Origin of the sequence: Pseudoalteromonas sp. MER144-MNA-CIBAN-0113 (assembly GCF_040308965.1) — a bacterium.
Lineage (GTDB): Bacteria > Pseudomonadota > Gammaproteobacteria > Enterobacterales > Alteromonadaceae > Pseudoalteromonas > Pseudoalteromonas tetraodonis.
Window position 1 is genome coordinate 78,566 of sequence record NZ_JBEOOG010000002.1, and the last position, 21,369, is coordinate 99,934.

A 21,369-nucleotide genomic window follows, 5' to 3' on the forward strand; every position below is an offset into this window, starting at 1 on the left:
CAATGAGTATTGAAATTAAAGTACCTGATATCGGTGGCGATGAAGTAGAAGTAACCGAAATACTAGTGAGTGTTGGCGATAAAGTTGAAGTTGACCAGTCACTGTTAAGTGTTGAAGGTGATAAAGCTGCGATGGAAGTACCTGCTGAGCAAGCCGGTACGGTAAAAGAAATTAAAGTGAATGTGGGTGACACTGTTACCACAGGCACTTTAGTGTTTATCTTTGACGGTGAAGCGCAAAACTCTGCTGCTGACTCTAAAGAAGCTGAAAAAACCGAGGAAGCAGCACCTGCTGCGTCATCGGCTTCATCAACCAAAGAAGTCACAGTGCCAGATATTGGTGATGACGAAGTTGAAGTGACTGAAGTGATGGTTGCGGTTGGCGATAGCGTAGAAGAAGAGCAATCTATCTTAAACGTTGAAGGCGACAAAGCGGCAATGGAAGTACCAGCCCCCTTTGCCGGTACAGTAAAAGAAATTAAAGTAAATACTGGTGACAAAGTGAAAACGGGTTCATTAGTATTTGTTTTTGAAGTGGCGGGTGGTGATAACCAAAGCGCCCCTGCAGCTGATTCAAAAGCACAAGAGAAGCCAGCTGAACAAGCTTCAGCATCAAGCACTAAAGAAGTTAGCGTGCCTGATATTGGTGATGACGAAGTTGAAGTAACAGAAGTCATGGTTGCGGTTGGCGATAGCGTAGAAGAAGAGCAATCTATCTTAAACGTTGAAGGCGATAAAGCCGCCATGGAAGTACCAGCACCATTTGCAGGTACTGTAAAAGAGATTAAAGTAGCGACTGGCGATAAAGTTAAAACGGGCTCATTGATTTTTGTATTTGAAGTGGCGGGTAGTGCACCAGCTGCAGCACCTACAGAAAAATCAGCACCTAAAGCAGAATCTAAGCCGGCAGCTCAGGCTGAGTCAAAACCAGCAGCATCATCTGCTAAAGTAAGCTCTGAAAGCTTTGAAAACAATAGCGCTTATGCACATGCATCGCCAGTGGTTCGTCGTTTAGCACGTGAGTTTGGTATTAACCTTGCCAACGTTAAAGGCACGGGCCGTAAAAACCGTGTTGTTAAAGAAGACGTGCAAAACTATGTTAAGCAACTGGTTAAGCAAGTTGAGTCTGGTCAAGTACCAGCAGCTAAAGGCAATGCTGGTAGCGGTGAGCTTGGTTTAATTCCATGGCCAAAAGTTGATTTTGCTAAGTTTGGTGAAATAGAAGAGAAAAAACTCTCTCGTATTCAAAAGCTGTCAGGTAAAAACTTACATCGTAACTGGGTGCAAATCCCACATGTTACCCAGTTTGATGAAGCGGATATCACGAGCCTTGAGCAGTTCCGTAAAGAGCAAAATGCCCTTAACGAGAAGAAAAAGCTTGGTGTTAAAATTACGCCACTCGTGTTTGTAATGAAAGCAGCTGCTAAAGCGCTTGCTGAGTTCCCTACATTTAATTCATCGCTTTCAGAGGATGGCGAAAGCTTAATCCTTAAAAAGTACATTAATATTGGTGTAGCGGTTGATACGCCAAATGGCTTAGTTGTACCAGTGTTTAAAGATGTTGATAAAAAAGGCATTATTGAACTCTCTCGTGAACTAATGGAAGTATCTGTTAAAGCGCGTGATGGCAAGTTAAGTTCATCAGATATGCAAGGTGGTTGTTTTACTATTTCAAGCCTAGGTGGCATTGGCGGTACGGCATTTACGCCGATTGTGAATGCGCCTGAGGTGGCAATTTTAGGTGTGTCTAAATCTGAAGTGAAGCCTAAGTGGAATGGTAAAGAGTTTGAGCCTAAGCTAATGGTTCCACTTTCAATGTCTTACGACCATAGAGTGATTGACGGTGCGCTTGCTGCACGCTTTACTGTTACTCTTGCAAGTTACATGAGTGATATACGCCAGTTAGTGATGTGATCACTACAGAGTGAGTAAAATCAAATCCCAGCCAGTTGTTTTTAGCTGGGATTTTTATCATTTGCAATGATACAATATTTGCACAAATGCCCTTTTCTGCCTTGCAGAAACATGGCAGTTAAATTTTGGGGCTGTGTCCCGTTCAAACAATAAAGGTAATAGCATGAGCAACGAATTAAAAACTCAAGTTGTTGTACTAGGCGGTGGTCCTGGTGGTTACTCTGCGGCTTTTCGCGCTGCTGACTTGGGCTTAGAAGTTACATTAGTAGAATCTCGCGAGACATTAGGCGGTGTATGTCTTAATGTTGGTTGTATTCCTTCTAAAGCACTTTTACACGTAGCTAAAGTGATTGATGATGCTGCAGAAATGTCATCTCACGGCGTTACTTTTGGCGCACCAAAAATTGACTTAGATGAAGTTCGTTCTTGGAAAGACTCTGTTGTTGGCCAGCTTACAGGTGGCTTAGACGGCATGGCTAAAATGCGTAAAGTAAAAGTTGTATCTGGTTACGGTAAATTTACTGGTAGCAACACTTTAGATGTTGAAGGCGCTGACGGTAAAACAACCATTACCTTTGATAACGCAATTATTGCTGCGGGTTCTAAACCTGTAAACTTACCTTTCATCCCTGAGGATGATCGCGTTATTGATTCAACGGGCGCGCTAGAGCTTAAAGATGTTCCTGAAAAGCTACTTGTTTTAGGTGGTGGTATTATCGGTCTTGAAATGGGTACGGTTTACCGTGCACTAGGTTCTGCAATTGATGTTGTAGAATTTGCAGACCAACTTGTTCCTGCTGCTGATAAAGACATCATTAAAATTTACCAAAAGCATGTTAAAGACAAGTTTAATGTAATGCTTTCAACTAAAGTAACTGGCGTTGAAGCAAAAGACGATGGTTTATATGTTACGTTTGAAGGCAAAAATGCACCGGCAGAGCCAGTACGTTACGACAAAGTACTTGTTGCTGTAGGTCGTACACCAAATGGTAACATGTTAGACGCTGATAAAGCGGGTGTGAATGTTGATGAGCGTGGTTTTATTAACGTTGATAAGCAATTACGTACTAACGTGGAACATATTTTTGCGATTGGTGACTTAGTGGGTCAGCCTATGCTTGCGCATAAAGCGGTTCATGAAGGCCATGTTGCTGCTGAAGTTATCTCTGGTCAAAAACATTACTTTGATCCTAAGTGTATTCCTTCAATTGCTTACACTGACCCTGAAATTGCATGGGCGGGTGTAACTGAAAAGGAAGCGAAAGAGCAAGGTTTAAGCATTGAAACAGCTGTATTCCCTTGGGCTGCATCGGGTCGTGCTATTGCTTCTTCACGTACTGAAGGTTCTACTAAGCTTATTTTTGATAAAGAAAGCGGCCGTATTATCGGTGGTGCTATGATTGGTATTAACGCAGGCGAAATGCTGGGCGAAATCGGTCTAGGTATTGAAATGGGTGCAGATGGTGAAGACCTAGCGCTGACAATTCATGCTCACCCAACATTGAACGAATCAATCGGCCTTGCTGCTGAAATTTTTGAAGGTTCAATCACTGATTTACCAAACAAAAAAGCAGTTAAAAAGAAGAAGTAATTTCTTTTAGTTAATCGCGATAAAAAACCCAAGCCTCGGCTTGGGTTTTTTGTTTTTATAGCCTCAGCGTTTAGCAAAAGATTGTTCTATCTAGCGCAGCGTCTCTATGGTGCAAAAACAAAGACTAAAGCATGTCGAGCTGCGAGTGTCGGGCAACGGGCTTAAAACCTCAAAACTAAACCTGCGCGAGGTAAACTCCCGTTAACAATATAAAAATTGTGTTTGCAAAGAGCCCAGTGTTTTATTTTACTATCTGCCCGTTGCCCGTTGCCCGTTGCCCGTTGCCCGTTGCCCGTTGCCCGTTGCCCGTTGCCCGTTGCCCGTTGCCCGTTGCCCGTTGCCCGCTAATATCTATTTTCTTTTATTTTAGCTACAATGCGCAGCCATCAATTTATAGGTAAATACCCACAGTGACCCAGAGTTTAAAAAATTCAGTTTTAGCATTACGTGCCCAGCAAATAAGTGAATCTCGACGTGAGTTTAATGCCCGTGGTGGAAAAATGGATCGCTGTGAGCAATGCTTAATTGCCAAGCATTACTGTATTTGTGAGGGCGCTGAGTACGCAAGCTGCAACGCTGCAGTATGCTTACTTATGTATCATAATGAAAGTTTTAAACCGTCTAATACAGGGCGTTTAATTGCTGAAATAGTGCCTGATAATCACGCGTTTCGTTGGGATAGAACCTCCCCAGATCCTGCTTTATTAGCACTGTTGAGTAATGAACAGTATCAACCTTTTGTGATTTTTCCTGCAGAAGATGTTGAAACAGATAGAGTAGTAACGCAAGTAGAGCCTGTTGCAGGTAAAACGCCTTTATTTATATTTTTAGATGGTACATGGCGTGAAGCTAAAAAAATGATCCGCAAAAGTCCTTATCTAGATAATTTGCCCGTGCTTTCTATTACCGCACAAAAGCTCTCAGATTACCGATTACGTGTAGCACCCCATGCTCACCAGTTAGGTACGGCAGAAGTGGCTATTATGGTATTGGCATTAGCGAATGAGGTTGATGCGAGTACTAAATTAGAACAGCATTTTATCAAATTTCGCGACGCCTATTTACTCGGTAAGCGCAACAAAGGCAGGCCGGAATAAACTGCAAGATGTTGATACGAAAAGGCTGGATTTAATGCTTGTTCATAGTTTGAATGTATATAATCTTGGCTGACCGCTGACCGCTGACCGCTGACCGCTGACCGCTGACCGCTGACCGCTGACCGCTGACCGCTGACCGCTGACCGCTGACTTTCAGGCAAAAGAAAAGCGCGAACCATCTCTAGTCGCGCTTGCGGAATCTTCTAACTTTGTTGCATCCTGCAATTGAACCTAATCAACTCCAATTTTTACGATCCGTGTTATTACAATATTACTTTCTAGTTCTATGTAATATAGGCTATCCGGGCCTGTCTCCATAAATCCTTAAAACATCCTGTAAGGTAAAATCTATTACCAATCCTTATTGCACATCCGAGTGCATTCCCTTTGTTACCATTCCGTTGTGTTGCCTTTAAGGCCTGTCCTTTTTGTTCCCTATCCTTTATAAACAACTATTCCGATGTTGTTATCCATTATGCATCATCCTGATGCTATCCTTTGTGCAACAGTCCATTGCGATACTCATCCTGAGCCTGTCCTTAAATCCCTGTTATCCTAAAAACCAAACCTTGGTACTCGAGTAGTTAATCCGTTTCCATTTACTCGGTAAGCGTCGTTGCTTATTTATGGGTTAATTATAGAGAGTGATTTGCAGTAAATGTAGGATAAAACCGCTTATGGTTTATGTTCTTACAAATGAAATATTTATAAATTATTTAAAATACAATGGCTTGCTGTATTTATGGGGTGTTATGCAGGGTGTTTTTACTCATTTACTGCCATAAGCGTAAGAGATATCTTACAAGGGTTTTCTTTTTTGGGCGTATTTATCACTAAGTAATTATATAAAGTGTGCACTTTTTAGTTCATCGCGGTAAAATTAATGATAATAATTATTAGTCAGGTAAGAAAATATGAAAAAAACACTAGCGCTTGTCGTTGGACTAATTATCTCAGCACCTGCTGTTGCAACCGATGTTGTAAATATTTACTCATTTAGACAACCTTTTTTAATTAAACCTATTTTAGATGATTTTACACAGCAAACAGGCATTAAAACTAATGTTGTGTTTGCTAAAAAAGGCCTAATCGAGCGTGTTAAGCGTGAAGGCAAACACAGTAAAGCAGATTTAGTTTTAACGTCTAACTTTAGTGCGTTAATTCAATTAGAAGAGCTAAAGCTAACGCAAACTATTGATAGTGAGCAGGTTAATAAGAATGTGCCGGCTGCATTTCGTGATGGCGATGGTCAGTGGGTGGCGCTCACTAAGCGAGTGCGAAATGTTTACTCTTCAAAAGAGCGTTTAGGTTCATTACCTGAGCTGAGTTATGAAGATTTAGCTGCACCTGAATATAAAGGTCAAATTTGTACTCGCTCTGGTAAACACCCTTATAACTTAGGGTTAGTGGCTTCTATGATTGCTCATCATGGTGAAGTCCAGACTAAAACATGGCTGGAGGGTGTAAAAGCGAATTTAGCGCGTAAGCCGCAGGGAAATGATCGTGCGCAAGTGAAAGCCGTTAAAGAAGGTTTATGTAATTTAGCTTTAGGTAACAGTTACTACTTAGGTAAAATGTTGCAAGATGAAGCGCAAAAACCGTGGGCAGATGCGGTTAATATTAATTTTCCAAACCAAACTAACCGTGGTTCGCATATTAACGTATCGGGTGCGGTAATTACTAAGTATGCTAAAAACCCTGAAAATGCCTTGAAACTTATAGAGTATATGACCGACAATAAGGCGCAAAATATGTATGCCTCGCTCAATATGGAGTACCCGGTTAAGCCAGGTGTGAAACTTTCTAGTTTGGTTGCATCATGGGGAAGCTTTAAGGAAGACAGCTTACCGCTTGATGAAATTAGCAAATATCGTCCGTTAGCCCTTAAGCTAATTGATGAGGTGAAGTTCGATCTTTAATGACTTATAAATTTCAGCTGTCGAAGTGGCAGCTTATTGCGTGGTCGACGGGGTTATTGCTGTCGACCCCGTTGTTTTTTCTGCTAGTAGAATCTTTACAAGGCGACTCAGAGGTATTTACCCACCTGTGGAATACCGTACTGTGGGACTATATAAGTAATACCGTATTACTGGTTTTAGGTGTAGGGTTACTTAGCTGCTTTATTGCGTTACCACTGGGTTGGCTCACCGCTTATTGCCGTTTTCCTGGTAAAAAACAATTTGAATGGGCATTGATGCTGCCTCTTGCCATGCCTACTTATATTATTGCTTATGTGTACACCGATTTACTCGACTATGCGGGGCCGGTACAAATAACTCTAAGAGAGTGGTTTGGTTGGCAATCACCCAGTGACTACTGGTTTTTTGATATACGCACCTTACCAGGGGCTATTGTTATGATTGCGCTGGTACTCTACCCGTATTTATATTTAATTTTTAAAACTGCACTGCGAGAACAATCTTTTAAGTTAGTCCAAGCCAGTCAGTTAATGGGGCTAAATGCATGGAAAAGCTTTTTTAAAGTCAGCCTTGTATTATCCCGTGGTGCCATTGTAGCGGCACTTGCTTTGATCAGCATGGAAACCATGGCTGATTTTGCCACCGTAAGCTATTTTGCTGTCAGTACATTAACCACTGCCGTATACGATACCTGGTTTGGCTATTATTCATTAACTGCAGCAGCAAAAATTTCAGGGGTGATGTTGTTATTGCTGTTTTTAGCATTGATCACCGAGCGTTTTAGCCGTCGTAACCAAGCGGTGTTTGAGCGTCAATCGAGCGTGAACAGCGAGGCGCTTTATATCCTCAAAGGCAAGTCTGCGTGGCTAGCAACTGGGTTTTGTAGCTTTATTTTAATTATTTCGTTTATTATTCCGATGGTTGTATTGCTCAAATATGCAGTTATGTATTTTGATCAAGCGTGGAATAGTGAGTTTTTTAGCTATGCATGGCAAAGTTTAAAAGTGGCAGCTGTAGTCAGTGTGGTGACTATTATACTGAGTATCTTAGTGGTGTTTTATCAGCGCATTGCTAAACAAACAAATCCATTAATTCCTGGGCGTTTGGCCAGTACGGGCTATGCGTTACCCGGCACAGTATTAGCGATTGCGGTATTGTTGCCACTAACACTATTAGAAAACACCATTAACCGCATTTTAACCCCTTATGATTTAGATATTGGCTTATTACTTACTGGCAGCTTAGTCACTATTATTTTTGCTTATATAGTGCGATTTTACGCAGTTGCACATGGTGCCATAGAGTCAAGCTTTTCACGTATTAGCCCCTCGCTTGATATGGCAAGTCAGTCAATGGGGAAAAGCCAAGGCCGCACATTACGCTTAGTGCATTTGCCTTTATTGCGCCGAGGCTTATTAACCGCAGGTTTATTGGTCTTTATTGAGTGTATGAAAGAGCTGCCCGCAGCCTTACTGCTAAGGCCTTTTGACTTTGAAAGCTTAGCAACGCACGTGTTTCAATATGTCAGTGACGAACAATTAGAGCTGGCCTCTATATCAGCTTTATTTATAGTGGTGGTGGGCTTTATTCCGTTATATTTTATTAACCGTTCAATGGAGCAACGTAGTTAAATGAGTAGTTTGATTTTACAAGGCGTGAGCTATGCATATAACGGGACTAAGGTTGTAGATAATTTAGATTTAACCTTAGGTAAAGACGAAATAGTGTGTTTACTCGGAGCCAGTGGCTGCGGCAAAACCACCACGCTTAAAGCCATTGCAGGGTTAATTGAAGCCAAACAAGGACAGGTATTTATTGATGGTAAGTTAGTCAGTGACGCCAATACGTTTGTGTCACCAGAGCATCGTAATATTGGCATGATGTTTCAAGACTACGCATTATTCCCACATTTAACGGTGGCGAATAATATTGCCTTTGGTCTAAGCGGTATGAGCAAAACGGATAAACAGGCTCGCGTGGATGAAATGTTAAAACTTGTGCACTTGGTTGGCTGCGCCGATAGATTCCCTCATCAACTCTCTGGTGGGCAACAGCAGCGAGTAGCGATTGCACGCGCATTAGCTTATAAACCTAGCTTACTGTTACTTGACGAGCCATTTTCTAATATTGATACCCAAGTACGATTTGAGTTAATTGCCGACATTAGGCGCATTATTAAGGCGCAGCAAGTATCGGCTGTGTTTGTTACTCACTCAAAAGAAGAGGCGTTTGCTTTTTCAGATACGCTAGCGGTTATGCACCAAGGTAAAATTGCGCAGCAAGGTACGCCAGAACAGCTTTTTGCTAAACCACGTTCAAAGGAGGTTGCAGAGTTTCTGGGTCAGGGCATATACTTAAGCGCAACCGCATTAACCGCCACTGAATATCAAACGCAGTTTGGGGTGGTTGAATCAATACAGCCACAGCAGCATGGCGTGGCCGATAAGGGCGTTATTTATGTGCGTCCGCATCAACTTGAACTTGTTAGTAATAACGATACGCAACAGCAATCTGAGCGGGTTAGTATATTAAGTAGTCGCTTTATTGGCTCCGCTTATGTATACACTGTGGTTATTGATGAGCAAGAAATAGAAGTTGCAGCCCAGTATGGCCAGTCATTTGAAATTAATGAACAGGTTATAATAAAAATAAAACCGCACACGGTGAATTTTTTTTGAATCGTAATTAATCGCTGTGTTTTGCTCTAAAAAGTAAGGAATGACAATGGCGCAAGCGCAATCAGGGATTTGTGCTGAAGCAAACTTACACGGTTTGCACTTATTTTTTAATGTACTTGATGGTCACGACGAATCACTTCGCGCTAAGCTTAAAAAAGTGAGCGATATTGAAGATGAGTTTAGTGATCAATTCTCTGAATCTATGCTTTCTTGTATGGTCGCCATTGGCGCGCAATATTGGCCACACATTCTGCCTGATTATATGCCAAGTGAGCTGCAAAGCTTTCCTAATATTACCCATAGCGAGTTTGTTATGAGTGCAAGGCCATGCGATTTATTTGTACAAATCCGCTCAGACAGAGAAGATGTAAACCACCTGTTTGCATTGCAAATATTAAAACTTTTCAACCCTGATGTTGAGCTGGTTGAGCAAATTCGTAATTTTCGCTTTTTAGATGGCCGTGATTTTAATGGTTTTATTTATGCCGGTGATACCCCGCATGGTCGTCAAAAACGGGTAACGGCCCTCGTTAATAAGCCTGATAGCTTTGAAGATCAAGGCAGCTATATTCATGTTCAGCGCTATAAGCATGACTTAACGTTATGGCAGCACTTGTCGTTGCAAGAACAAGAACAAATAATGGGGCGTACTCGTCTCGACAATACCCTAATAAGCCCCGCACTTGAGAGCAGCCATGCAACCCGAAGTGAATTAAAAGATGAACAGGGGCAAGCATTATTACTAAATCAAAGTATGCCTTATGGCGACGTGTATGAGCAGGGGATGTTAATGATTACGTGCTCGGCTAAAGGGGATGCGTTCGAGAAAGTACTCAATAGCCGATTAGGGCAGGGGGAGTATTACGACCATTGGCTTGATTTTACTCAAGCAGATATGGGCTCTGCGTTTTTTGCACCCTCAGTGCGATTTTTAAAGCAGTTATAAAACAAGCCAGTAACGGCTACGTATCAGTATAGCCGTAACAGTGATAACCAAACGAGTTTAAACCGTATCAAACAAAATACGCACACGCTCTAATGTGAGGTCTATTTCTGATACTTTCGCTGGCGCAATAAAAATAGTGTCATCGCCGGCAATTGTTCCTAATACGCCATCTGCTTTACCTAATGAATCAAGTAAACGCGCAATTAGCTGCGCAGCGCCTGGGCTGGTGCGAATAATAATCATCATTTCGTTATGCATAATATCAATAACGAGCTGGCGTAATGGGCTCTTAGCGGTTGGTACCCCCATTTCGGCGGGTAAACAGTATACCATTTCTTGTTTTGCATTACGGGTGCGTACCGCGCCAAACTTACTTAACATTCGCGACACTTTACTTTGGCTAATATTATCAAAGCCTTGCTCTTTTAACGCATCAACTATTTCGCCTTGTGAGCCAAAGTTTTCTTCTTTTAAAAGTGCTTTAAAGGCTTTAACCAATGCTTCTTGTTTATCTTGTGGTTGCATAGTGTCTAATTAGTTATGTAATAGATACTGCAAATTCTACACAAAAATGCATAATTATGCAGCAGTTGTTTGCTTAAGTTGCCATTTTGCTGCGTTTAAACAGCAAAGTTTACAACTATGGTCGAAAATATAGCTAAAATAGGCAGGATAAATTTGTTTTTAGTCGTTAATTTCTTTATCTTATGAACCACAAATATTTCCTACCTTAAATCACGGAGAATTCCAATGAAAGTTGCTGTATTAGGTGCTGCAGGCGGTATCGGTCAAGCGTTGTCTTTATTATTAAAAACAGGTTTACCAGCTGGCTCTGAATTATCACTATATGATGTTGCGCCAGTAGTTCCTGGTGTTGCTGTTGACCTTTCTCACATCCCAACAGATGTTAAAGTTGCAGGTTTTGGTGCAGATGCACTAGATAAAGCATTAACAGGTTGTGATATCGTTCTTATCCCAGCGGGTATGCCACGTAAGCCAGGTATGGATCGTGCTGATTTATTTAATGTTAACGCTGGTATCATCAAAACACTAGCAGAAGGCATTGTTGCTAACTGTCCTAAAGCGCTTGTGGGTATTATTACTAACCCAGTTAACGGCACTGTACCAATTGTTGCTGAAGTATTTAAAAAAGCAGGTACTTATGATGCTAAACGTGTATTCGGTATTACAACACTCGATGTGATCCGTTCTGAAGCGTTCATTGCTGAGCTTAAAGGCGTTGACGTAGCAAGCGTTAAAGTTCCAGTAATTGGTGGCCACTCAGGCACAACTATCCTACCGTTACTTTCTCAAGTTGAAGGTGTTACTTTCACTGATGAAGAAGTGGCTGCACTGACTCCACGTATCCAAAACGCGGGTACTGAAGTAGTTAATGCTAAAGCGGGCGGTGGTTCTGCAACATTATCAATGGGTGCTGCTGCAGCACGTTTTTGTATGTCTTTAGTTAAAGGCTTACAAGGTGAAGACGTTGTAGATTATGCATACGTTGCTGTTGAAAATGGCGATGCAGAGTACTTCGCACATCCAGTACGTTTAGGTAAAAATGGCGTAGAAGAAATTCTTTCTTACGGCACTTTAAGCGCATTTGAAGAGCAAGCAAAAAATGACATGCTTGAAACTCTGAAAAAAGACATTAAAGAAGGTGTTGATTTTATGGCGTAATAGCCAAAATTAACCCATAAAAAAGCCTGCACTTGCAGGCTTTTTTATTGCTCGGAATTATCTACACAGTATTACTTAGTGGTCGCGGTCAACCGCTATTCTAGCTAAGCTAATTAACGCTTGCTTGTAACTTGATTCAGCTAAGCAATCTAAACAAGCAATTGCTTTCTCTGCTTCTTGCTCTGCTTTTTGCATAGTGAACTCAAGGGCATTGGTATGTTTAAGTGCAGCGAGTATCTCGTCAAGGTGCTCCATACCATTACAGTGCTCAATAGCGTCTCTTATTAACTGTGTTTGATGCTCACTACCGTGTTGCATTGCATATATAAGAGGTAACGTCGGCTTACCTTCAGCTAAATCATCGCCAATGTTTTTACCAAGTTGGTCGGCATCAGCGTTGTAATCTAAAACATCATCCACTAACTGAAAAGCAGTGCCTAAATGCATACCATACAAATTAAGTGCGTTTAATACACTGTCATCTTGCTCAGTAATAATAGCAGCTAGCCCTGTTGCAGCTTCAAATAACTTGGCGGTTTTAGAGTAAATAACCTGCATATAACTGGCTTCAGTAGTATCAGGGTCGTTGCAGTTCATTAATTGCAGCACTTCGCCTTCAGCAATAATATTGGTTGCATCGGCTAATACTTGCATTATCTGCATTTTACCAAGACCCACCATTAGCTGAAACGAGCGGGTGTAAATAAAATCACCCACCAGTACGCTAGCAGCATTACCAAACTCGGCATTTGCTGTGGGTGTGCCACGGCGCAAGTTAGATTCATCTACTACATCGTCATGTAAAAGCGTTGCGGTATGAATAAATTCAATAATTGTTGCTAGCGTAATGTGATCTTTACCTTGGTAACCTAGCGCTTTAGCCGCCAAAATAGCCAACATGGGGCGAACACGTTTGCCACCGCTGTTAACAATATACAAACCAAGTTGATTAACTAACGCCACATCTGAGCGCATTTGCGCATGTATTAGTTGATTGACGTCATTCATATCGCTTTCGATTAACGCCTGGATAGCTTTTATATCCATTGATCTCCGAGCCAATTTTAATGTGTGAACGGCGCAGATTGTACAACAAAAAACGCATAAGCTCGATATTTTGTGATGATTCCTTAAAAAAACACCCTTAAGTAGGTTAAATGACCTATTAACTTGGTGAATAATTGATTAAACACCCTGGTTTAAATTTGAATCATCCTTGACGGTTAATTGAACTACATAGGCTTGCTTTGCGATTGCTAATTTATTTTCTCTAACCGTTAAAAAGCGCTTGGCAAAGGGGGATTTTAATATAAAATAGGGGAAATATTGAATTGCTCTCAATGCAGCTACTTTTTATTCATTTAATTACAAAAAGAGGCTTGCTAGTTTTTTCGCATTAGCGTAAACTTCGCGCCCTATTGAAGAATATTTTAGTTGCGTCGATTTGAGGGCGCACAGACGGAGTTAATTATGTACGCGGTTTTCCAAAGTGGTGGTAAACAGCACCGTGTGACTGAAGGTCAAACAATTCGTCTTGAGAAATTAGACGTTGAAACTGGTGCAGCAGTTGAATTTGATTCAGTACTTTTAGTTGCTGATGGTGAGAAGATCGAGATTGGTGTACCGTTCGTAAACGGTGGTAAAGTAACAGCTGAGGTTGTTTCACACGGTCGCGGTGAGAAGATTAAGGTTGTTAAATTTAGACGCCGTAAGCATTCTCGTAAGCAAATGGGCCATCGTCAATGGTTCACAGAAGTTAAAATCACTGGCATTAGCGCTTAATTAGAGGTACTTAGAAATGGCACATAAAAAAGCAGCTGGTAGTACTCGTAACGGTCGCGATTCAGAAAGCAAACGCCTAGGTGTTAAGCGTTTTGGTGGCGAATCAGTTCTAGCGGGTAGCATCATTGTTCGTCAACGTGGAACTCGTTTCCATGCTGGCGCAAACGTAGGTATCGGTAAAGACCACACTATCTTCGCAAAAGCAGATGGTAAAGTTCAGTTTGAACAAAAAGGTCCTTTAAACCGTAAATACGTAACTATCGTAGCTGAGTAATCAGCAAGGTAGTTAAAAAACCCCGCCTTTGCGGGGTTTTTTGTTTTAAGCAAAATATATACCCAAGCCCAGCCTGCAATCAGCACGGCTTGGGTATATAATAGAGTTATTAACAAGCCAATCCCTAAAGTGAGTAATCATGAAGTTTGTAGATGAAGTAGAAATTCGCGCAGAAGCTGGTGACGGTGGCAGCGGCATCGTGTCTTTTCGTCGTGAGAAATATGTTCCAGATGGTGGACCTGATGGCGGTGACGGTGGAGACGGTGGTAGTGTTTATCTACAAGCTGATGAAAACTTAAATACCCTTATTGACTATCAATTCGAGCGTTTTCATAGAGCAGAACGCGGTACTAACGGTCAAAGCCGTAATTGTACGGGTAAAAAAGGTGAAGATCTGATTGTAAAAGTACCGGTAGGGACACGTATCATTGATGTTGATACACAAGAATCATTAGGGGATTTAACCCAAGATGGTCAACGAATTGTGGTTGCAAAAGGCGGTTTCCATGGCTTGGGGAATGCGCGTTTTAAATCAAGTACTAATCGTGCTCCACGTCAAAAAACACTTGGCACACCGGGTGAAGTACGTAACCTTAAGTTAGAGCTAATGCTACTGGCTGATGTAGGTTTACTGGGTTTACCAAATGCCGGTAAATCGACCTTTATTCGCAGCGTATCGGCTGCAAAACCTAAAGTAGCTGATTATCCATTTACTACGCTGATTCCTAACTTAGGGGTTGTTCGTCCGGAAGCAAACAAATCATTTGTCATCGCTGATATTCCAGGTTTGATTGAAGGCGCGTCAGAGGGTGCGGGATTAGGTATTCGCTTCTTAAAGCATTTAGAGCGTTGTCGTGTGCTTTTACATATTATAGATGTAATGCCAGTTGATGGCTCTAATCCTGTTGATAATGCATTTGCAATCATCAACGAGCTACACCAGTACAGCCCTAAGCTTGCTGAAAAGCCACGCTGGTTAGTATTTAATAAAATTGATTTATTGCCTGAAGATGAAGCCAAAGCCTTATGTGAGCAAATTGCAGAAGAGTTGGGTGAGTCTGAAAATATTTACAGTATTGCTGCAATTAATAAATTAAATACGCAGCCATTAATTCACGACATCATGACGCTACTTGATAACATGCCTAAAGAGAAGTTTGTAGAAGTGGCAGACGAAGAGGTTGAATTTAAGTGGGATACCTACCATCAAAAAGCCACTAAAGGCGATGATGATGACTGGGATGATTGGGATGAAGATGATTACGACGTAGAAGTTGTCTACGAGCGTTAATAATTGTTTATATTTAAAAGGAGCTAACGCTCCTTTTTCTTTGATTAATAATAAAGTATTGGGTATTTAGTGTGATAATTTCAATGATTGCAGCAATGGCAAATAACCGTGTCATTGGCTTAGATAATAAAATGCCATGGCATTTACCTGGTGACCTTCAGCACTTTAAAAAAGTAACCTCTGGTAAACCCGTTATTATGGGGCGCAAAACATTTGAATCAATAGGCCGACCGTTACCTGGGCGACGTAATATTATTATTACTCGTAATAAAGACTATCACGCATCAGGAATTGAAACAGTAACCACACCAGAAGCTGCACTTGAGCTTGTTAATGATGTTGCAGAGGTGATGATAATTGGTGGCGGAAACATCTACCAGCAGTTTTTAGCGCAGGCGCAGCGCTTGTATTTAACCTTTATAGACTTAGATGTTGAAGGGGATACACAATTTCCTGATTATAAAAGTGTTGCAAACTGGCAAATTGCAGATGAAATGTTGATGACGCCCGATGATAAAAATAAATATAGTTATAAGTTCGTAACTTTGAATAAAGTTTCTTAACATTATTGCCAAAATCTGAGCGTGTTGGTACAATATTAAACAGTCGAGTACGAAAAAAGTATTAATATAGGGTGTCCAATCAATGATTAAATTACCAAAGCTAGTTGTAATTGCTGCTATTGCAGCGGGTTCGTTCGCTTATACTGCGCCTGTAAGCGCTGATGATCAGTTAGCTGTTTCAGTCTGTGAATACATTGCCGCTGATGATAAAAATCGTCTGCGTAGCAAACTAAAAAGTTCACGTGTGAAAGTACGTAATATCTATGATGCAGTTTTCTGTAATGGTAACAACTTATTGCGTCACGCTGTTGCAAGTAATGCGGTTGATACGGGTGAGTACATTGTTAAAAACTTATCAAAAAGCTCACTTGAAGATGGCGCAGATATCGCTTGGGCTGAGGCAAATCATGCTGGTTCAGCTTTAATCCCTATTATTAAAGACCGCGCAGGCCTTTAAATAAAAGCTTAATTAATAAAAAAAACCGCGTTTAAACGCGGTTTTTTTTACTTAGATAAATTGTCATTTTACACCCTGTTAAACTACCTTTAAGTCTAGTTCCCCCTGAGTATTTATCCTTATTACTCTTATTACATAAAAATGTCATAAAAACTCAATACTCTATGTGTATGTCAGTTTTGAGATATATTTATGCGTGTATCATTTTTTACCCGTTTACTAGCCATTTTATTAACGTTAGCAAGTATCCTTTTAGCCGCTACCTTGTTATGGGCAAGCCATACATTACTTAAACTTCAGCAACAAGATAGTGCATATAGCCAATTCAAAAATAGCATAATGGTCGAGCTTGCCGATCATTTGGAAAGTTATTTAGTACAAGGTAATAGCCAATACCTAAAACAATCATCGACCTTGATTGAGCAGCTTAAAGCGCAACAGTTAACAGTGCTGCCTCCTGAATTAGAAATTCGTTTAGCTGCACAATTAACTTCATTAAATACAGATATTAATGGTAAATACAGAGCACTTGGAAAACTATCTGGCAATGAAACTGCGCTGTTAGATAACGCGCTTAGACAAATGGCCGGCTCAGCCTCTTCACTCATTAATTATGCGCAAAAAGCACCAATGCAAACCAGTAACGCTCTTAATTATTATAAATTAGCGAGTGATTATTACAGTGAAGTGGTTAATTTATCTTTATCGACTTATCAGTTGATCAATGATTACCAACCTGAGGTAGAGAAAAACCTGCAACAAAGTATAAAAACCCTAAATTTACTAGCTATAAATATTGAGCAGTTACCGAACTTAGGGGTAATGACTGAGGTTGATGAGTTTGCTTTATTTGTAGATGAGGAACCGGAAGATTTGGCAGCTGAAATAAAAGCGGAGTTGGTGAGTTGGCCTAAACGTTATTTGCGCGATTTAAGCAGTACTTTATCGCAATCAAAACAACGTGATTCTGGAACGAATGAGTTACGTGAACAAATTAGTTTAGTATCAAAAACAGTGATTGAGGCAGAGCAAACATTAAAAGCACAGCAAGATAACGTGAAACGACAAGTGTTTTGGGTGTTTGGAATAGCAATAGGCGGATTAGTAATATTAGCTTTTAGTGTCTATTGGGTACAGCGCAGACAGGTTTTACAGCCTTTACGACAACTGCGAGATGGGTTTGCATTTTTAATAGAAAGTAATGAGTTAAAAAATATTACAGTGAATAATCCTAAAACAGAGGTAGGAGAAATAGCACAGTATTTTAACCAGCTAATTGAGCGCCAGCGTTTAGAAGCGCAAGAAAGAGCGAATATGCTCAATGTAGTCAGCCAGTTTATGCAGCAAATGAGTGAGCATTTACATACTATTGGGCAAAAAAGTAATGCGAGTTATCAGCAGGTAAATCACAATGAAGAACTGCTTCTTAATATTCAGCAACTTGGTGAGCAGGTTAATCATATTAACGCTCAGGCTGCTGAAAATGCCCAAAGTACTTATGAGGCAATGCAGCAAAGTGTTGGTTTTGCTAAAAGTATGCTTAATGCCAGTTCTGATACACAGCAACGTATTGAGCAGGGGATGCATAGTGTTCAGGAATTACTGAGTGGGGTGCAAGGAGTGAGTAATATTATTACGGTTATACGTACCATCGCTGAGCAAACAAACTTACTCGCGCTCAACGCTGCGATAGAATCAGCAAGGGCCGGTGAGCAAGGTCGAGGTTTTGCGGTGGTTGCTGATGAAGTAAGGCAATTATCCATACAAACCCAAGGTTCGTTAAAAGAGATTAACGATCAGCTGGCGTTATTAAGTGAGAACTCTCAAATGGTCTATTCACAAATTAATGCGTTAACTGAGGATGCACAGCTACAAACCGAAAATGCCCAAGAGCTTCAAGCAAACTCTGAAGGGGTCGCAAATAATGCTCAGCAGGCAAACACAGTTGCAGTTGAAGCAATGGAGCTTGCAAAACAGCAAAGCAATTTCCTTAGTGACTTTACCCAATCAATGCATAATATGAAAAGCCAAGTAAATGAGTCGAGTGAGTTGGTGTCTGATATTCGCTCGCAGCTAGAGCTGCAAATGGCAACAATTAGAAAGGGATTGGGTTTAGACAGTGATGCAGTTTAATCTCGGTATTAACTCGAAACCGTAAATATTAACCTGTATGCTAAAAGTCTACGTAATTACCCAAAGGATTTAACATGATTGAACAAGGTCAAACAATACCCGCAGTTAGTCTATCTAAGCTAACCGATGACGGTATGCAAACACTGACAAGCAATGAATTATTTGCAGATAAAAAAGTCGTGTTATTTGCAGTGCCAGGCGCTTTTACACCAACGTGTTCGAATGCTCATTTACCTGGATATATCGCGCTAGCCGATAAAATTAAGGCTAAAGGTATTAACGCTATCTATTGTGTATCGGTAAACGATGCATTTGTGATGAAAGCGTGGGGTGAGTCACAAAATGCAGAGCATATAGATATGCTTGCAGACGGTGATGCTAGCTTTACCCGTGCTTTAGGGCTTGAAAAAGATACCGCAGGCTTTGGTGGAATACGCTCAAAACGATACGCGATGGTTGTTGATAATGGTGTTGTTACTGGTCTATTTGTAGAACAAGACAAAGAGTTTGTAATAAGCAGTGCTGAAGCTGTTTTAGCAACGCTTTAAAACTGACGACTTTAATCAGAGAATAAAAAGCCGATACAGTGTATCGGCTTTTTTTATCTAAAGAGAGGATGTTTTATGGCTGGTATTGGCCGCTTAGCGTTAAACCAGAAAATGTTTGATACGCATTAACACTTAAGTGCCATGTTCCCGCTTGAGGATTACTAAAAGTACAAGTTTCGGCGTTACCATTTTTATATGGACGACAATCATAGCTTGAGCTTGTTGGCTGGCTACCAAATTTTACAAATAAGTCTGCATCACCGGTGCCGCCTGACGTTGTAACAGTAAAGCTTGCCATACCCGCCGGTACATCTAGCGTGTAATGTTTCCACTGACCTGCATTTGCTGTGATATCAGACACCGTGCCACCACCTGCTTGAGGTGTACCTGAACCACCACCTGTTGAACCACCCGTAATGTTACCGACTAAACTCACGCCACTGTAGGCTGAATAACCACGCAGCATTACATGGTAAGTGCCGGCTGTTGGACTATCAATAGAACATTCTTCACTGTTTCCACCTTTATATGGACGACAATCATAAGTGGTTGAGGTTGGTTTACTACCTGCACGTACATACAAGTCAGCATCCCCTGTGCCACCACTCATAGTGAAAGTAACATTGGTTGCACCACTTGGTACTGTCATAGTGTAAAAGTCTTGTGCACTTGCCGCACCGCTTAAACCGGTTTTGACTTCTCCATCAACAAGTTCGTTATCACCCGTTGTTGGCGGTGTACCACCAGATGCTGCAGCAACCGCAGCGGCCGCATCAACAATACCTGTACCACAGCTGGTACACGTGGCAGAGAATGGACGAGTGGTTGTTTTTAAAATACTTTCTATTTCATCAGGAGTCGCGTTTGGTTTTGCTTGTTTGATCAGTGCAGCAACACCCGCAACATGAGGAGCCGCCATTGAGGTGCCTTGCGAAAAGCCATAACTGTCGCTTGATGGTGTTGTTGAACCTGAATTGTAAGTTGATAAAACACCTTCAGAATCATTGGCAAAGCTTTGCGCGCCACCCGGTGCTGCCACATCAATATTACTTCCGTAATTTGAGTAATAAGCGCGACCACCATTACGGCCAACCGATGCAACATTAACAACACCATTACAGTTACCTGGGTTGTAGTTTGCAGAATTATCGTTATCGTTACCTGCAGCAATAACAACAACTGTGCCGTTGTTACGAGCGGTATTAATGGCATTTTGCGTGGTTGAACTACATGCACCCGCACCACCTAAACTCATGTTAATTACATCGGCTGGATTAGCATTTGCTGATGTACCCGATACATTACCACCTGAGGCCCAAATGATACCGTCAGCAATATCGGAGGTTAAACCACCACATTTACCCAATACACGCACAGGTACTACTTTGGCGTCATAAGCAACACCAGCAACGCCTTCACCGTTATTCGTTACTGCAGCGACAGTGCCTGCAACGTGAGTACCATGCCAACTAGAGCCTTGTGCACCGTTATTACCACATTCACCAGCTGCAACCGCATCCCCTGGATCGCGAGCATCGTTGTCACGGCCATTGCCATCATTGGCGACTGATAGATTAGAGATCATATCGTAGCCTGGTAAAATATTAGCGTTTAAATCAGCGTGAGGGCGGTAGCCCGTATCAAGCACAGCGACAACCACACCACTGCCTGTTGCCGTATCCCAAGCTGTTGGTAAGTTAAGTCCACCGGCTTGCTCATAGTAATGCCATTGATCATCAAAACGCGGGTCATTTGGTGTCGCAAATGGTTTTAGCATTTGATCGACTTCAATATATTCAACATTACCCGAATTAACCATTTCCTGCATGAACTGCTGGGCCTCTTCAGCGTTTAGTTTTTTATCGGCACGCATTACGTGATGGTTATTGAGTGCCATTGCGCGAACATACTTGGCTTTAACTTTGCCTTTTTTTGAGGTGAAGTTTTTTACAAAGCTTTGCGCTTTTTTATTCATCATTGCTGGTGATGCATCAGCGGTTGAGGTACTCATCATATCGTTGTTATTTTTATATTTAATGATGAATTGAGTCTCAAAGCCACCTTGATTTAGTAACTTGGCTGAGGTTTCTGCCATTGAAGGTGCGATTGCTTGCGCTGGGTTAGCCATGCTTGAGCTGGCAGCAAATAGTGTACTTATTGTTAGCGCAACAGCGCATTTTTTAAATGAATTATTAGAAGTCATAATTACCCTTAGTGTTATTATTATTTGTGGATATCCACAAAGCGGGTACAAAGGTAAATGATCTGTTAACCATTTTGAAATATTAAATACGCATGTATCTATTTCATTTAGTTATAACCGCGTATTCAGTGAGCTTTCAATTGTTTTGTATTTAATTTTTTATTTGTTGCGATCCTAATGTATTAGATTTTTTCGGTGTTTTTTATCATTAATTGGCCTTTGTTGATAAATTAAAAACAATGTAACAACTATCTGGTTATTATCGAAACTTTGTTATAATCCACCAAAGTT

19 protein-coding genes are annotated in these 21,369 nt (G+C 41.1%); 15 read left to right on the forward strand and 4 right to left on the reverse strand.

The genetic code is table 11. The annotated features are described in order from the left end of the window. The first annotated feature begins 2 nt into the window (after positions 1-2). The 7 genes from aceF (at position 3) to AAEY57_RS01090 (ending at position 10,144) form a co-directional block, all read left to right on the forward strand. Positions 3-1,913 carry a pyruvate dehydrogenase complex dihydrolipoyllysine-residue acetyltransferase gene (aceF, locus tag AAEY57_RS01060; protein WP_350605777.1) on the forward strand — a complete coding sequence of 637 codons (1,911 nt, stop codon included), beginning with the start codon at positions 3-5 and terminating at the stop codon, positions 1,911-1,913. 163 nt (positions 1,914-2,076) lie between these two features. Continuing rightward, entirely contained in the window at positions 2,077-3,504 is a 1,428-nt protein-coding gene (lpdA, locus tag AAEY57_RS01065; protein ID WP_008114944.1) for a dihydrolipoyl dehydrogenase, read from the forward strand. A gap of 410 nt (positions 3,505-3,914) precedes the next feature. Beyond that, a complete protein-coding gene (locus AAEY57_RS01070) occupies positions 3,915-4,601 on the forward strand; it encodes a tRNA-uridine aminocarboxypropyltransferase (protein WP_008114945.1) in 687 nt (228 codons plus the stop codon). A gap of 914 nt (positions 4,602-5,515) precedes the next feature. Continuing rightward, a complete protein-coding gene (locus AAEY57_RS01075; protein WP_008114947.1) occupies positions 5,516-6,520 on the forward strand; it encodes a Fe(3+) ABC transporter substrate-binding protein in 1,005 nt (334 codons plus the stop codon). Continuing rightward, positions 6,520-8,151, forward strand: a complete 1,632-nt coding sequence (locus AAEY57_RS01080; protein ID WP_350605780.1) for an ABC transporter permease — start codon at positions 6,520-6,522, stop codon at positions 8,149-8,151. Before AAEY57_RS01075 ends, AAEY57_RS01080 begins: the two co-directional genes overlap by 1 nt. Further along, entirely contained in the window at positions 8,152-9,198 is a 1,047-nt protein-coding gene (locus tag AAEY57_RS01085; protein ID WP_350605782.1) for an ABC transporter ATP-binding protein, read from the forward strand. 46 nt (positions 9,199-9,244) lie between these two features. Beyond that, on the forward strand, positions 9,245-10,144 hold the full coding sequence (locus tag AAEY57_RS01090) for a Dyp-type peroxidase (RefSeq protein ID WP_350605785.1): 900 nt from the start codon (positions 9,245-9,247) through the stop codon (positions 10,142-10,144). A gap of 57 nt (positions 10,145-10,201) precedes the next feature. On the opposite strand, the gene argR is transcribed toward AAEY57_RS01090, so the two are convergent. Beyond that, positions 10,202-10,669, reverse strand: coding sequence for a transcriptional regulator ArgR (gene argR / locus AAEY57_RS01095; protein ID WP_008114955.1), 468 nt, complete (start codon positions 10,667-10,669; stop codon positions 10,202-10,204). Between the two features lie 225 nt (positions 10,670-10,894). Here argR and mdh point away from each other — a divergent pair, with 225 nt between their 5' ends. Continuing rightward, positions 10,895-11,827 (forward strand): malate dehydrogenase, encoded by a 933-nt coding sequence (gene mdh, locus AAEY57_RS01100; protein WP_008114957.1) that lies wholly within the window; start codon positions 10,895-10,897, stop codon positions 11,825-11,827. A 75-nt stretch (positions 11,828-11,902) separates the two neighbouring features. On the opposite strand, the gene ispB is transcribed toward mdh, so the two are convergent. Both ispB and AAEY57_RS01110 read right to left on the reverse strand, forming a co-directional pair. After that, the gene (ispB, locus tag AAEY57_RS01105; protein WP_008114958.1) at positions 11,903-12,874 is read right to left on the reverse strand and encodes an octaprenyl diphosphate synthase; all 972 of its coding nucleotides are present in this window, start codon (positions 12,872-12,874) and stop codon (positions 11,903-11,905) included. A gap of 138 nt (positions 12,875-13,012) precedes the next feature. Then, positions 13,013-13,168, reverse strand: a complete 156-nt coding sequence (locus tag AAEY57_RS01110; protein ID WP_008114960.1) for a hypothetical protein — start codon at positions 13,166-13,168, stop codon at positions 13,013-13,015. A 129-nt stretch (positions 13,169-13,297) separates the two neighbouring features. Between AAEY57_RS01110 and rplU the strand changes: the two genes are divergently transcribed. The 7 genes from rplU (at position 13,298) to AAEY57_RS01145 (ending at position 18,875) form a co-directional block, all read left to right on the forward strand. Then, on the forward strand, positions 13,298-13,609 hold the full coding sequence (rplU, locus tag AAEY57_RS01115; RefSeq protein ID WP_004587921.1) for a 50S ribosomal protein L21: 312 nt from the start codon (positions 13,298-13,300) through the stop codon (positions 13,607-13,609). A 16-nt stretch (positions 13,610-13,625) separates the two neighbouring features. Then, positions 13,626-13,883, forward strand: coding sequence for a 50S ribosomal protein L27 (gene rpmA / locus AAEY57_RS01120; protein ID WP_004587922.1), 258 nt, complete (start codon positions 13,626-13,628; stop codon positions 13,881-13,883). 139 nt (positions 13,884-14,022) lie between these two features. Then, positions 14,023-15,174: an Obg family GTPase CgtA gene (cgtA, locus tag AAEY57_RS01125; RefSeq protein WP_013465920.1), complete on the forward strand. Its 1,152-nt coding sequence runs from the start codon at positions 14,023-14,025 to the stop codon at positions 15,172-15,174. Positions 15,175-15,245: 71 nt separating this feature from the next. Next, complete coding sequence (gene folA / locus AAEY57_RS01130) at positions 15,246-15,737, forward strand: type 3 dihydrofolate reductase (protein WP_167378571.1); 492 nt, start codon at positions 15,246-15,248, stop codon at positions 15,735-15,737. Between the two features lie 82 nt (positions 15,738-15,819). Continuing rightward, on the forward strand, positions 15,820-16,194 hold the full coding sequence (locus AAEY57_RS01135; RefSeq protein WP_013465918.1) for a DUF3718 domain-containing protein: 375 nt from the start codon (positions 15,820-15,822) through the stop codon (positions 16,192-16,194). 192 nt (positions 16,195-16,386) lie between these two features. Next, entirely contained in the window at positions 16,387-18,327 is a 1,941-nt protein-coding gene (locus tag AAEY57_RS01140; RefSeq protein WP_350605792.1) for a methyl-accepting chemotaxis protein, read from the forward strand. Positions 18,328-18,401: 74 nt separating this feature from the next. Beyond that, positions 18,402-18,875 carry a peroxiredoxin gene (locus tag AAEY57_RS01145; protein ID WP_013465916.1) on the forward strand — a complete coding sequence of 158 codons (474 nt, stop codon included), beginning with the start codon at positions 18,402-18,404 and terminating at the stop codon, positions 18,873-18,875. Between the two features lie 73 nt (positions 18,876-18,948). Here the strand turns inward: AAEY57_RS01145 and AAEY57_RS01150 are convergent, their stop codons facing one another. Next, positions 18,949-21,078, reverse strand: coding sequence for a S8 family peptidase (locus tag AAEY57_RS01150; protein ID WP_024601747.1), 2,130 nt, complete (start codon positions 21,076-21,078; stop codon positions 18,949-18,951). Between the last annotated feature and the right edge of the window lie 291 nt (positions 21,079-21,369).